Source organism: uncultured Oscillibacter sp., from assembly GCF_910579365.1.
GTDB lineage: Bacteria > Bacillota > Clostridia > Oscillospirales > Oscillospiraceae > Oscillibacter.
Genome location: NZ_CAJTUX010000008.1, coordinates 22,498 through 37,155, shown reverse-complemented (window position 1 = coordinate 37,155; position 14,658 = coordinate 22,498). Strand labels below are relative to the sequence as shown.

The 14,658-nt window shown below is 64.4% G+C and carries 7 protein-coding genes; 1 reads left to right on the top strand and 6 read right to left on the bottom strand.

Features of this window, described 5'->3' with window-relative positions:
- Window positions 1–73 precede the first annotated feature (73 nt).
- From QZ329_RS03865 to QZ329_RS03840, 6 genes are all read right to left on the bottom strand, one after another.
- Complete coding sequence (locus tag QZ329_RS03865; RefSeq protein ID WP_295748489.1) at window positions 74–781, bottom strand: PilZ domain-containing protein; 708 nt, start codon at window positions 779–781, stop codon at window positions 74–76.
- 21 nt (window positions 782–802) lie between these two features.
- The gene (locus QZ329_RS03860) at window positions 803–4,963 is read right to left on the bottom strand and encodes an Ig-like domain-containing protein (protein WP_295748487.1); all 4,161 of its coding nucleotides are present in this window, start codon (window positions 4,961–4,963) and stop codon (window positions 803–805) included.
- A 77-nt stretch (window positions 4,964–5,040) separates the two neighbouring features.
- Window positions 5,041–10,086 (bottom strand): S-layer homology domain-containing protein, encoded by a 5,046-nt coding sequence (locus QZ329_RS03855; RefSeq protein ID WP_295748485.1) that lies wholly within the window; start codon window positions 10,084–10,086, stop codon window positions 5,041–5,043.
- Between the two features lie 20 nt (window positions 10,087–10,106).
- Complete coding sequence (locus QZ329_RS03850; RefSeq protein ID WP_295748483.1) at window positions 10,107–10,691, bottom strand: PilZ domain-containing protein; 585 nt, start codon at window positions 10,689–10,691, stop codon at window positions 10,107–10,109.
- Window positions 10,688–11,032 (bottom strand): EscU/YscU/HrcU family type III secretion system export apparatus switch protein, encoded by a 345-nt coding sequence (locus QZ329_RS03845; RefSeq protein WP_295748481.1) that lies wholly within the window; start codon window positions 11,030–11,032, stop codon window positions 10,688–10,690. The genes QZ329_RS03850 and QZ329_RS03845 overlap by 4 nt, the downstream gene beginning before the upstream one ends.
- Window positions 11,019–12,455 carry a hypothetical protein gene (locus QZ329_RS03840; protein ID WP_295748479.1) on the bottom strand — a complete coding sequence of 479 codons (1,437 nt, stop codon included), beginning with the start codon at window positions 12,453–12,455 and terminating at the stop codon, window positions 11,019–11,021. Before QZ329_RS03840 ends, QZ329_RS03845 begins: the two co-directional genes overlap by 14 nt.
- 95 nt (window positions 12,456–12,550) lie before the next feature.
- Between QZ329_RS03840 and QZ329_RS03835 the strand changes: the two genes are divergently transcribed.
- Window positions 12,551–14,641 carry a chemotaxis protein CheA gene (locus QZ329_RS03835; protein WP_365351381.1) on the top strand — a complete coding sequence of 697 codons (2,091 nt, stop codon included), beginning with the start codon at window positions 12,551–12,553 and terminating at the stop codon, window positions 14,639–14,641.
- Window positions 14,642–14,658: the final 17 nt, after the last annotated feature.

Below are 14,658 nucleotides of genomic sequence, written 5' to 3'. Positions count from 1 at the left end.
GAAATTTAAAATCGGGCGCAAAGAAACCGTGCGCACCGCGAAAGCGGTGCGCACGGCGACTTTGTATAGAGGCTTACTGATCCCGGCGGGCCTGGAGTACTTTACGCTGGAGCGTAAAGATGGCCTGAAGCAGCCGGTCCTGCTCCCGGGGGGAGAGGTCCGTAAACTGACAGCCGTACTCGTACTTTTTTACGGGGCTGGCGGTCTGGGACCGGACCAGGATGCGGGTTACCTGACAGGTGAGCAAAAAGGGCTCTTCATTCGGCAGCAGAGCGGCCTCCAGCCGGAAGGCGCCTCCCAGCTCGATGAGCTTATCCGTAATCACCCGGGCGCCGCCGGCGCTGACGTCCAGCACCTTGCAGGAGAATTTCTGCCCCTTGGAGGAGGTGATGGGATAGACCCAGCCGCTCACGCCAGTGTTCTGGCGGAAAAAGCTGCGGTTTTCGCTGTTTTGCAGGTATTTCAGCTTTTCTACACGCCAGAAGTCAAAGCTGTTTTGGCTGACGATACCGTTGAGGGTGAAGGCGCTGCCATCTCTCTGGAAGACCCGGAGCTTTACCGGCTGGTTGTAGAGCGCCCGGGGGAGATAGCCCCCCGCCTCCGCCCGGAGCTCCAGAAGGTCGCGGCCGAGGACGCGGAGCTTGCCCACGAAAATCAGGGCGTTGGCCGGGGTCAGCACTTCCACCTTCATGCCGCTGTATAGGTCCGGCAGAAAGTCCTGGTTTGCTTGGGAGGACCGGTCCTCCTCCGTCCGTTTCAGGAGCGATTTGAAGATACTCATGATCCCGTCTCCTTCCTTATCTTACCGGGACAGAACCCGGTGGAGAATGACCGCCATCTCCGCCCGGCTGATGGCGGCGGTGGGATTGATGCGCATGTTGGCGGTTCCCCGGACGGCACCCATTTGAATTAGCGCGGCCACGGAGGAACGGGCGTGGGCGGAGACCTGCCCGCCGTCGGCATAGGCGGCGAGGAGGGAGCTGTCCGCCGTGGAGACGGGCTGCCCCGCAGCCTCCATGGCCCGGCAGATCATGGTCATGGCGCTTTGCCGGGTGATGGGACGGTCCGGCTGGAAGCGGCCGTTGTTCCCCTGGACGATGCCCAGGTCCCTGGCGGAGGCCACGGCTCCGGCGTAGACGCTGCCGGCGGGCACGTCGGGGAAGCCAGAGCTGCCGGTGGTGGGGAATTGGAAGGCCCGGCAGATCATCAGCGTGAACTCCCCCCGGCTGATCTGCTGGCCGGGGCGGAAGGTGTTGTCACTATAGCCGGTGGTGATGCCGCTGGAGCGGAGGAACTCAATGGAGGGCTTCGCCCAGTCCCAGCCGGCGGCTACGTCGGTAAAGGGGGTGTAGCAATAGAAGTTGGAGAGCTGAACCTCCACCGTGCCGGCGTAGCTGCCGCCCTGGACGTCGTAGGCGGTATAGGGAATGACGATGGTCCCCTGATACTCCGCCCTGGGAACGTAGCTGAGCTGGCCCAGCTCCTGTACGCCGTAGCGGGTGACGCTGCTGGCGCCGGTGCCGGTATGGCCAGGGCCGCTGTAGTTCTGGTACAGGTGGCCCACGGCGGGCAGGGTGCTGAACTGAACGTAGGACAGCGCGTTCCCCAGGGCCGTCTGGCAGGCGTTCTGGAAGTCCAGGGCCCGGAAGGAAATGGGCGCGGAGCTTCCGGTGTAGCGGATGGTGGAGCTGGCGCCGGTGGCGGAGGAGGAAACCTGAATTTCCACCGTACCGGAGAAGGAGTCCCCCCGGGTGCTGTAGCCGGTGTAGCCGAAGGTGACGGTGCCGGCGGTGGAGGAGGCGGCGAAGCTCACGTCGCCGATCTGGCGGCTGCCGCCGGAGCGGTAATAGCCTGTGCCGCTGCTGACCGCCGTGCCGGTGCGGGTGCTGGTGCTGTACTGATAGTAGAGCGTACCGTACCGGGAGGCGGGCAGGTCGAAGCGGACATAGTTCAGCGTGTCCCCCGTGGCGCTGCGGCAGGCGGTGTTGAAGTCCGCGGCGTCAAACCGGACGGAGCCGCCGGTGACGGTGGAATAGCTCACCGTGCGGCTGGAGGAGGCGCTGCCCACCGCGATGGTGACGGTGCCGTCAAAACGGGAGCCGTTGCTGTCGTACCCGTCGAAGGGAATGGAGACGGTGCCGTCATACCCGATGGCGGGGGAGAAGGTGACGCTGGAGAGGGAGGGCGAGCCGGAGCGGTAGTAGTCCGTGCCGGTGGAGACCCGGGTGCCGGTGGAGCTGGAGCTGACATAGTTGTAGTACAGCGTTCCGGCGCTGGAGGAGGGCAGACGGGTGAAGCGCACCCGGTTCAGCGTCCGGCCGTTGGCCTGGCGGCAGGCGTCGTTAAAATCCTCGGCGCTGAAAGTGACGGTCTGGTTCCGAGGGGTGGAGTAGTGCACGGTCCCCAGGCTGTCGTCCACATGGATGACCAGATTGCCGCTGAAGGTGGCGCCGGAAGTGTTGGTCCCGGTAAAGGGGATGGTGACGGTGCCGCTGTAGTTCCGGGCGGGAACAAAGGTGATGTTGGAAATGCGGGGCGTGGAATTCCGGTAGTAGTTCCGCCCGGTGGAGACCCGGGTGCTGGAGCTGCTGGTGTAGTTCAGGTACAGAATGCCCGCGCTGGAGGAGGGGAGACTGTCAAAGCGGATGCGGTCCAGAGTGCCGTTGGTGGCCCGCTGGCAGGCGGTGTTGAAGTCGGCGCCGTTGAGCTCCAGCCGCTGGTTCAGGCCGGTGGAGTACTCCACATCCCGGCTCTCGGAGCCGTCGGGAGAGTAGACCGTGACGGTGACGGTGCCGGTATAGGAGGCGCCGGAGCTGTCGGTGCAGCGGTAGGCGATGTCCACGTCCCCGATATAGCCCTTGGCGGGGACGAAGGTCACCTGATCGATGGAGGGATTGCTGGTGGCGTAGTACCGGGTGGCGCTGTCCACCTTGGGGGAGTACTGGCCGGTGGGACTGTAGTTGTAGTACAGGGTTCCCCGGCTGGAGGAGGGCTGCTCAAAGGTGACGTGACGGATGGCCTGACCATTCCGGCCCCGGCAGATAGCGGAGAAATGCTCCGCCGCGAAGGTGACGGGCTGGTCCATGGCGGTGGAATAGGTCACGTCGCCGGTGGCAGTGGCCTCAATGCGGATGGTGCCGGTGAAGGCGGTGCCGTTGGTGGAGACGGCGTTGTAGTCCACCACGGCGGTGCCGCTGAAGCCGGAGTTGGGGACGAAGGTGATGTCCCGCAGGGCCATCTGCCCCTGGGCGGTGGGCTGGTAGTAGTACCGCTCCGTGCCGCCCACGCCGTGGTTGGGCGCGTCGGGGGAGTTGAACCGGTAGTACAGGACGCCGTTCTTGGTGGAGACCTTCAGATTATACACGTTGTCCAGGGGGCCCCCGGCCTTGGCCTGGGAACGGCTGTTCAACTCGCTGACGACGCTGGAGAAGGAGTAGGAGGGGCTGGAGCCCATGTTGACGGTGATGGCGTCGGCCACGTCCTCCGTCACCCGGACCTTGAAGCTGGCGCTGTAGCCGGTGCCGGCGGCGGCGGCGGTGATGATCGCGTTCTCACCGGGATAGTTGGCGGTGACCCGGCCGCCGATGACCTGGGCCACGGTGTTGTTGGTGCTGTCCCAGTTGATGGTCCGCAGGCGGGCCTGACCATAAGCCGAGACGGTGACGCTGATGTCCCGGTACTGGAAAAGCTCCACCACGGTGTCCGGCGTAAGCTGCACCGTGGTGCCCACGCCGCCGGTAGAGGATTTTTTGACATAGCTCAAAAGCAGGCCGGAGACCTCAATCTCCCGGACGGCAGTGGGCCCGTCGGACCCGCCGGCCTGGGCGGTGATGACGGCCTTGCCCGGCGAGACGCCCTTGACCACGCCGTCCTGCCCCACGGTGGCGACGGAGGTGTCGCTGGAGGACCAGGTGATCTTCCGGTCTGCCTCCAGAGCGTTGGTGGGATAGGCCTCGGCGGTGAGCTGGAAGGTCTTGCCCGGGTCCACGTATTTAAATTCGTCGCTGGTGCGGCTGGTGATGGCCACGCTGGTGACGGCGGGGGGCTGGGCGGCCACCACGCGGATCAGGCAGCTGTCGGCGGCGCCGGGGTTGTTGCTGGAGGTGACGGTGATGGTGGCGGTGGTTCCCACCGCCGTGGTGGAGGGAACGGAGACCACCGCGGTGCCTCCGGTGCTGCTGGGGACCACTTTCACCGCGCTGTTGGAGCTTTTCCAGGTGAGGAACTTATCCGCCGCGCTGCTGGGGATGACCGTGGCGGTAAGGGTGAGACTGCCCCCCACGGGAATGGAGACGGCGCGCTGGTCGAGCTCCACGGCGGTGACGCCGGTGGGCGGCGCGGTGACGGTGAGATTGCAGTAGGCGAATTTCCCACCCGCCCCGGCGGAGATCAGGGCGGTGCCGGCGGAGAGGGCCTGGACGGCGCCATCCTCGCCCACGGTGGCGACGCGGGTGTTGCTGCTGTACCAGGTAACGGTTTTGTCGGCGGCATTGGCCGGAAGGACGGTGGCGAGGAGCTGTTCCTCCTGCCCGACCTCCAGAGAGAGGCTGTCCTTGTTCAGCGAGACGCTGGAGACGGCCACAGGGGGCGGCACCGTTACGGTGACGAAGCACTGGGCCGTAAATCCGCCGTCCTCGGTAGTGACGGTAATGGCGGCCTGACCGGCGGATCTGGCGGAAACCGTGCCATTGGAGACCGTGGCGACCGCCTCGTTGCTGCTGGACCAGGTGACCGCTTGGTTCGTGGCGTCCGCAGGGGCCACGGCGGCGGCGAGGGTCCCCGTGTCCCCGACCTCCAGGGAGAGGGAGGCCGGGTTCAGGGAGACGCCGGTGACGGCGACGGTGGCGGGCGGGTCCGGCTGATCTCCGGGGTCAACGGCGGCGGCGGGAACCGCCAGCAGGGCGGCGGCCAGCGTCAGCGCCAGCAGCAGCGCTCCGGCCCGGCGGAGGAATCGAATTTTCATGTGGCATACACTCCTTTATCCAAAAAGCGAAAAGCAAGAGGGCGGGCGGTATCGCCCGCCCTCGGTGGGCTGAGGGGTCAGTTGCGCACGTTGGTTCTGCCGTCCCAGATGCCGGCAATGGCCGTGGAGGCAAACTCGAACTTGGGCCGCAGGAGACCGTTCTCCTCCACCAGACGCAGCGTCAGCGTCAGGGGGCGGGAGCCCGGGTTGTTGTTCACATCGCAGAGGTTGGCGTCGAAGGTGACGGAGTCGCCGTCGCCGCAGTTTTCAAACTGGATGCGCAGGTCCATGCAGTCCTGGGGGTTGTTGGGGTTGAAGTTGGTGACCCGGCAGAGCATATGGAAGTTGGGGTTGTTGCTGCCCAGCAGGGCCACGCTGCTCATGTAGCGGTTCTGCGGGTCGGCGACGTTCTGCGCGTCGATGATCTGCTTGCGCACCTCGGCGGACTCGCGGTAGTACAGGGCCTCGCTGAAGGTGATGTACAGCGTGCCGCTGTAGCGCTCTGTATAGGCGAGCTGCCGGTCATCCACGGTGTAGATGGTGCCGCTGCTGATGTTGGTGTCCAGCGCGGTGACCTGAGGAGGCGTGGTGTCCGTGTTGCGCAGATAGCGGTTGGAACGGAACGCGTGGCCCGAGGTGCCCTGGCACTGGCCCACGGCCACCAGCCAGTACTCCGCGTTGCCCACCAGATACTGGGAGAAGTTCACGGAGGTCCGCAGGTTGTTCTGGCTGTTCAGGTTCACGGGACCCGCCGCGATGGGGATGGAACCGGCGGAGGAGCCGGAGGATTTGACCACGTTGACAATGGCCATGGTGTTGCTGTTGTCCAGGTTGGCGAAGGCGTCAAACAGCGAGCCGGTCATGCCGCTGGGAGCCTCCATGCGCATGGCCTCCAGAACGGAGAGACTGCCGTAGCTGGCCTGAGCTGCGGAGTTGGAGTCCCAGTTGGGGTTTCCGGGGGCGCAGTCCGCCAGAGTCAGGTTGAAGGGCGCCTGGGTGGTGCCGGCGGTGACCAGAGCGTACCAGACGTCCGCCTCCCGGTTGGACTGGATGATGCCCATGGGGCTGTTCAGCGTCACGGACAGTACGGGCCGGGTGACGGCCTCGGTCTGGAAGCGGAAGGCGTAGACCTTGGACGCGGAGGTGGGATCGTCGCCCTGGAGGACGAAGTAGGCCACATACTCGGAATTGGCGTCCAGTCCGCCCTCAGGGTCGGAGGCGGTGATGTTGATGTTGGTGACGCGGCGGCCGCAGGAGCCGTTGCGGATGATGTAGGACGGACCCACATAGGTGGTGCCGTTGGTGATGGAGGTGGTGGACGGCGGGTTCACGTTGCCCGGGGCCTGAGGATTCAGGCCGTTCGCGTCCCGGAGCTCTCCGCCGGACTGGGGCAGCAGCCGCCAGGTGTCCAGGGTGATGGGGGTTCCGGCGTTGGCGGAGCCGTCGTCCAGGGTGGTGGGAATGTTGTTGACTCTTGTGACCACACAGAAGTACTTGCAGTTGTCCCGGCTGGCCATCAGGTCAATGCTGACGCCGCTGTCCGTGGGGGTGAAGCGGGGATAGTTCTCAATGAAGGTGGGCATTTTGGTGTCAGCGAAGGGCTTGGAAACCTGATACTCCCGGGGGATACCGATTTCCCGCACCGCGTAGTTGCTGTTCTGGTGGGCCTGGTAGGCGCTGGGGGTCAGGTTCTTCCCGGCCAGATTGGTCAGGGAGTTCAGGTCCCCGGCCACCGGCATGATGGTGAGGGTGACGTCCCCGCTCCAGGTCTCGCTATCAGTGGAGTCGCCCCGGCGGGTAATCATGATGCCGTAATCCCGGACGCCGCTGACTTGATTGAGCTGCTCGAAATTGGGCACGCCGCCGCTGGAGCCCAGCAAAAGCTTTGTGATGCTGATGCCGGTGCGGGGCTGCTGGGCGTTGGTGTGAATCTCGGCCTCGCCGCCCAACTGCCGCCAGCCGCTGCCGTCGTTGCAGTAGAGCTTGAAGGCCAGGGACTCGTCAGCCCAGAAGATCATGTCCCAGAGCACCTCGCTGTTGACGTTGGCGGTGCCCTCCGGGGAGAGGCGGAAGTTCATGTCGAAGACCATGTTCTGTCCGCCCACCGTGCCCATGGCGGTGCCGGCGGTGATGTGGAGCCGGGCGTCGATGGTGGTAAAGTCGGGAAGCTGGAAGCCCTCCCGGTTGCCGGCGCTGTTTTGCAGGCGGTTGTGGGCGTCGGAGTTGTCCGCCACGTTGGAGACGACGAAGTAATAGGTCTCGCCGCTGCCCAGGTTCAGGGCGCTGCGGCCTCTGTCCTCCTCATAGGGGAAGGTGATGTACATCTCGCCGCTGCCGGAGGGGTCCCGCTGGACCACGGCCTTGCGGTAGTCGATGACCCAGCTGTCGCCGATGGTGGACTCGTTGTCCGCCGTCCGCTCCGTCACCAGCTGGGGCTGGCCCATGGCGGGGCGGCGGTAGAGCTTGATGTGCTCCCGCAGGAGGTCGGCGAAGACCTTCTGCTTCTCGGCGGAGCCGCCCTGGGCGTCCCGCCAGGCGTCCTCAAAGCTGTCGTACTTCCACTCGCCGGCCTCGTTCCGGGCGGCCAGGACCACCTCGGAGAAGACCAGACGGATGGTGGAGTCCGGGTAGGGAGTGGGGTGGCTCTCCGGGCCGTCGCCGTCGTTGGTGAACTCCTGGGTGACGGTGGGCGCCTCGTTGTCCAGGGTGTTGATCTCCATGGGCGGCGTCAGCGTCTGGGAGTACACGCAGTAGTTCCCGGCGAGGTCCTTGGCCACGTAGTAGAGATCGTAAGCGGTCTGGGGCTGGAGCCCGGCCACGGTGAAGGTGACGTCGGTGGAGGCCTGGTTGGCCCGGATGGGGCCGCCCCGGCGGACCACGTTGGTGCCGGTGCCGTTTTCAATCTGAATCTGCCCCGCAAGACCCGGGTTTTCCTTGTCGATGCCGCTGGCGTAGAAGCTGGTGCCCTGCCGGACCACGGCCCAGTAGAGCATGCCGGGCTCATCCAGGGCGAAGGACAGCTGCACCTGCTGGGCGGCGATGTTGGTGACGGTGAGGTGCTGGATGGTGGGGGGCGTCAGGTCCCGGGTGGTGATCTGAACCCGGCGGACGGCGGAGCTGCGGCCGTTGTCCGCGTCGTTGAGCCAGAGGTAGAGGTTGTAGGTGGTCTGCTCCTGGAGGTGCGAGGAGTTGATGCGGGAGACCAGGAAGGGCGTGTTCTTCCGCAGGCGCACGATGCCGAAGCCCAGGTTTCCGGGCAGGGCTGCGGAGCGGAAGTCCGCCGCTGTGGGGGCCGTGGCGCCGCTGGGCAGCAGAACGTAGTACATCTGGCAGTCCTTGGTGGGCATGACCATGATCTGGGCCACCTGTTCGCCGTCGGCGTCCACGGTGAGGACGGGCTCCTGGGGATAGCCGGTGGCGAAGTTGGGCGTGGAGTCGTCCGGCGTGGTGAAGGCGGCCACTTTCACGGGGCTCCGGTGGCCCCGGGCGTCCACCACCAGGGCGGAGATGTAATAGGAGCCCTCCCGGGTCAGTCCGGTGAGCCGGGCGGTGTACTCCGTGCTGGAGTTGGCGGCGGCGACGGTGCCGCTGCGGATAATCTTGGCGGAGTAGGCGGAGGGGTTCATCAGCTCCTCCTCCCCCAGGGAGCCGTCCATCAAGGCGGTGATGGCCCAGTGGATGGTGCCCTGCTTATTGGTGCTGAACACCGCGTCGGCGGAGGTGGGGGCCACGTTCCGGGCGACAGGATAGCCCGCCAGCAGCCGGGGCTCCTCCGAGGATTCGGCGGCGGAGATGTTGTTCATGTTCTGGTTGTTGATGTTGCCGGTGATGCCGGGGCGGACGGTGATGGTGTCCGGCAGCATGGAGACGTTGGAACCCGGGGCGTTGATGTTCAGATGACTGACGCTGCCCGCGCCGGTGACGGGGGTGCCGGCGTCCAGGTTCAGATTGTTGATGATGGCCCGGTTGTCGATGCTCAGGGTGGTGTTGGTGGCCCGCTCGTCGACGGTGACGGTGCCCGCCACGCCCTGGGCGATCTGGAGGGCGGAATTGGGAGTCAGGTTGGTGACGTCCTTGATGTTGCCCGCCAGCTGGAGCTGGACGCCGTCTTCGCCGTCCAGCCGGATGCTCTTGAGACCCAGGCCGTCCTCCGTCAGGTCCTCCAGATAAGCGGAGGTGCGGACGATGGTGTTGTCAATGCTGGTGAGACCCTCGGCCTGAACGGAGAGGAACTGGTCCGTGAGACTGTCCACCTCCAGGGTGCCGGCGGTGACGTTGCGCAGAATGACGCTGTGGTCGCCCCGCTCCGCCTCGCCGGCGCCGCAGAGGACGATCTTGCCCAGGACGGTGACGTTTTCCAGCTCCACGTTCCCCAGGCCCACGCCGCCGGTGAGATAGAGGTTGCCGGTGATGGTGGTGTCCTTCAGCTTCACGCCGGGGGCGTTGATGGTCAGGTTGCCGTACACGCCGCCGCTGGCCTGTTCGCCGGGCTCCTGTACCAGGGTGCCCAGGGCGCGGACCAGGAAGCAGGCCATCTGGCCCCGGGTGATGTACTGACCGGGGCGGAAGCTGCCGTCGGGATAGCCCTGGACAATGCCCAGGTCCGCGGCCTCCTGCACCAGTCCCCGGCTCCAGCCGCCGATGTCCTGCATGTCGGTGAAGGTGGAATTGGCGGCGCCGGTGACGCCCTGGAGCCGCAGGCTCCGCCCCAGAAGGACGGCGGCCTGCTCCCGGGTCACCGGACTCATGGGGGAGGCGGTGGTGGGGCTGGTGCCGTTGAAGTAGCCCGCCTGATGGGCGATGCTGATGTCCTCGGCGAACCAGTCGTTGGGGGCCACGTCGGTGAAGGTGTGGGGTCCCACCTCCGTATAGCCGAAGGCCCGGTTGACCAGGGTGACGAACTCCGCCCGGGTAATCTCCCGGTCCGCGTTCATATTGCCGGAGGCGTCCCCCCGCATGACGCCCCACTCCCGTACCTGTTCCAGGTAGGGTTCCATCCACTCCGCCGCCTGGGCGGGGCGGGCGGAGAGGGCGGCGCATAGCGTCAGGGCAGCGAGAACCAGGGCCGCCAGCCGGGCGAACCCTGGTACAAAAGCGCGCTGGGCGCGGGCATTTGCCATCATATTGATCTTCCTCCTTTTCTTCAATCCTGAGTGTCGCGGCTTTGCAGCTGGAGGCTGAACACCGCCTCCCGTACCGCGACCTCCTCGTCCTCGCACATGCCGACAAACTTGGTGGCGTACATGAAGCGGCCGTTTTGCAGTTCCTGCTTGCGCAGAACCTCGCACCGCAGAATCACCGGATTCTCCGTGGACGTGACGACGACTTCCATCTGCTCATGCAGCTCCAGCGGACAGCCGGCGTAGAAGGCGATGCCGCCGCAGCTGAGGTCGATGGACTGCACCGGCCGCCGCCCCTGCCAGGGGGAATCGGGGAGGGCGTAAATAAAACTGTCGAACTTCACCGGCACCCGCAGGTTTCTTCGGACCTCCGGGTCCAGGGTGGCGATTTTTTCCAGGAGCACCGTGTCCCCCCGCTGGCGGAGGATGCGGCACTGGACGGGCGGCTCGTCGCTGCTGGAGCTGAAGAGGGTAATCACCTCGTGCCGCATCACGTCGTCCACTTTGTGTTCCAGGACGTTCAGGCGCATGGGGGTGGTCCCCGGCGGGGTGGCCAGCTCGCCGCTGGCCAGGGCGTGGTTCTGGGTGTCCAAAATCAGATAGGTCATGTTGTTCCCTCTCTTTGCGTGTCGCTCTGCGGCGCCTGGCCGCGCTCCTCTTGCTTCTTTTGGAGGTTGCCCGAGGGGTCAAAGTGGAGGAAGTAGACGTAAATCTCCACAATGGCCTGATACAGGCTCTCCGGAATCTCCTGGCCCAGCTGAAGCTGGGTGAGAATGGTGGACAGGGAGTTATCCTCATAAATGGGCACGCCGCAGTCGGCGGCGGTCTCCACGATCTTCTCCGCCAGGTATCCCATGCCGGAGGCCACGATGACCGGCGCGGTGTCCCCTGGGCCGTATTGCAGGGCCACGGCCTTCTTGGCCCGGGTCGTTCCTTCAGATCTTGACATTGACGCTGTTCTTCCCTTCAAAGATTTTGGGGAACACCTCGGTCAGCGTGACCGGGCGGTCCATCCGCCGGACGGCCACCCGGGCGGGCTTGAGATCGTTCCGGGTGAGAATCTGGGAAACGGCGTCTCCGATCTGCTTGGAGAAGGGGACCGCCGTTTCCGGGCAGGCGATTTGCACGTCCACGTCGCTGCCCTGGGCGGTGAGGATGATGTCGAACATGCCCAGGGACTGCACATCCATTTTAAAGAGGAAGCGCATGGTCCGCTTCTGGCCGCCGGCCCGGCCCCCCTGGTCCTCCTCGGCGTCGGGGTCCACCCACAGCTCGGAGAAGAGCATCCGCCCGTCCCACTCCAGAGGCAGGAGATAGTGGTTGATGGGCATGTAAACGCTCTCGTTCACCAGCATGGCGGCGATGAGGTTCTGAAAAGCCTGCTGCACCTCGGCGCTGCCCTCGCCCCGGAAGGCCCGGGCGGCGGCGGAGGCCAGCTGGTTGGAAAACTGAATGGCCCGGGCGCCTCCTTCCCCTGCGGCGCGGCTTTTCAAAAGCAGGAGGAGGGACTGATCGTCGATTCCGCCCAGCTGGCCTTTCAGCGTGCCGTAGCCGCTGAGCTGGTGGAAGCCCTCCAGCAGCTTCTCCTCAGAGCCGTTTTCGTACCGGGCCACGTTCAGCGCCAGCATGGTCAGAAGGGCCCGGGGCGTGCCCATGTCGTGGGTCCGCTCCACATAGGCGGACATATAGGGGAAAATCTCCCGCTGGAGGAGCTGGAGGTTCCCCGCCCGGTTCCCCGCGGCGATGCCGTTTTGGAGCTGCGCCGTCAGGTCCCGGAGCTTCTCCGCCCAGCTGGCGGGCATGGCGTCCGCCATAGACCGAAGGTCCCGGAGGAGGTTGCCCTCGATGTGGCTGGTGGAGTCGAAGTCCACATAGGCCTTCAGAAATTGGAGGATATCCGTCCGCACCCCGTCGGAGGAGGCGCGGTCATAGGCGTTGCGCAGAAGGGCGAAGAGGGCCCCGCCGAAGCGGGTTCCGGTTTTGAACTGGCCCCCCAGGAAGTCCATCAGCTGGGCCTCGTCCATCCGCAGCATCTCCAGCAGGCGGCCCATCTCCTCGGCGATGCCGGAGCTGAGGCCGGAGGAGACGACGATGCCCTCCCGCCCCGAGAAGATGCGGGAGAGGCATTCCGCCAGACTGGGCGTCTCCTTGAGGCGCTGGAGGAAGGTTTGAAAATTGGAGTCGTAGCGAATCCGGCCGTCCCCCTGGAGGTTGCTGTCCTGCTGTTCGGTCCGTCCGTCGGCGCGGACGACCCGGGTGGTATCGGGGACGTTTTGGATTTGCGTGTTTTCGGGGGAGACGGGAATATTCCGGTTGACCGTGCTTTTGTCGTAGCCTGGGACCGGATTGGTGGCGCCGAGCAGATCAGGCATTCTTGACACCTCACAGAAAAAACTTGCCGCTGCTACTTATTTTTTTAGCGCAACAGGTCGATAGTAATGAAAAAGGCTGATAAGGTGGTGTTTTCGTGAGCAACAATGATATTCTCGATATGTACATCTATGAAACCAACACGCTTCTTGAGCAGCTGGAGAGCATTGTTCTGGACGCGGAAAAGGAAAATACATTCTCTCAGGACAACGTCAATGAGATTTTCCGCATCATGCATACCATCAAAGGCTCCTCCGCCATGATGGAATTTGATACGCTGGCCAGGGTTTCCCACCGCATTGAGGATATGTTCTTCCTCATCCGGGAAGGGACGATGTCCGTGGTTAAGGATGAGGACCGCCCCGCGCTCTTCGACGTGATGCTCCACTCCGTGGATTATTTCCGGGAGGAAATGGAGAAGGTGGAGGCAGAGCAGCCCCTTAATATGGATGTCGACAGTTTCCTTGAAAATATTAATAGTTTAATCGCCAAAATTAAGGGGGAAGAAATTCCAGCGGAGCCGGCGCCCAAGGCGGCTCCCGCTCCGGCGGCCCCCGCGCCCGCCGGCGAGGCGGCTCCCGTCCAAACCACGGAGGGCAACGCCGATTTCCCCTATGAGCTGCGGGTCTTTTTTGACGAGGGCTGCGGCATGGAGAACCTGCGGGCCTTCATGCTGGTCACCTCCGTGCAGGGCTTCTGCGCCGATGCGGACTTCACTTACCAGCCCGCCGGAGTGGACGCGGACCCCTCTTTGTCCGAAGTGGTGATTGAAAACGGCTTCCTCCTCCAGTTCCGCAGCGAGGCGGACCGGGCCAGGGCTGTGCCCATCGTGATGACCGCCGGCTCCGTTCACTCTTATGAGGAGCGGAACTTTGCCCCCGCCCCGCCCCCGCCGCCGGAGCCCGCCCCCGCCGCCCAGGAGGCCGCTCCCGCCGCCCAGAAGGCTCCCGCTTCGCCGGCTCCTTCCGCTGCGGCCCCCGGCCAGCAGCACCAGAGCCAGGGTCAGAAGGAGAGCCTGATCAGCGTGGGCCTGAGCAAGCTGGACCAGCTCTCCGCCATCGTGGGCGAGATCGTCATCACGGAGGCGATGGTTACGTCCTCCCCGGACCTCAAGGGTCTCCATCTGGACGCGTTTTCCAAGTCCGCCCGGCAGCTTCGGAAGCTGACGGATGAGCTGCAGGACGTGTCCATGTCCCTGCGGATGATTCCGGTGTCCAACACCTTCCAGAAGATGAACCGCATTGTGCGGGATATGTGCAAGAAGCTCAACAAGCAGGTGAAGCTCACCCTGGTGGGGGAGAACACCGAGGTGGATAAGACCATTGTGGACTCCATCGGCGACCCCATTATGCACATGGTCCGCAACTCCATGGACCACGGCATTGAGGAGCATGTGGAGGACCGCATCGCCGCCGGGAAGGACCCCGTGGGCGAAATCCTTCTCTCCGCCCAGGACACCGGCAGCGAGGTCATCATCCAGATTTCCGACGACGGCGCCGGCGTCAACGACGAGGCCGTTCTGGCCAAGGCCATCCGCAACGGCATCGCCTCTCCCGACGTGGAGTACTCCCACAAGGAGATTTTGAACTTCCTCATGGCCCCCGGCTTCTCCACCAACGTCCAGGTGACGGAGTTCTCCGGACGCGGCGTGGGCATGGACGTGGTGAAAAGCGGCGTGGAGAGTTTGGGCGGCTCCGTCAGCATCACCAGCGAGCAGGGCAAGGGCATGACCACTATTATGCGCATCCCTCTGACCATGGCCATTATGGACGGCATGGAGGTCTCTGTGGGGAATTCCATTTTCACCATCCCCATCAACAACATCCGCTCCAGCATCAAGCTCACGGAGGCGGACATTCTCCACGACTCCGTCAACGGCGAGATGGTCAAGATGCTGGACGGCTACTATCCCGTCATCCGGGCCAAGGATTTTTACAATCTTCCCAGCGGCGCGGAGAAGATGGAAAACGGCATCCTGATGTGGCTGGAATCCGGCGACTGCTCCTACTGCCTGTTTGTCGACGAGCTTCTGGGCGAGCAGCAGATTGTCGTAAAGCCCCTTCCCGCTTACGTCAATAATTTTGACATCAAGAATTACGGCATCACCGGATGCAGCATTCTGGGAGACGGCAATATCAGCATCATCCTTGACGCGGGCGGCCTCTACGCGGCGGCTCGGAACAGTTAAGCGCCAAAGGAGGGAAA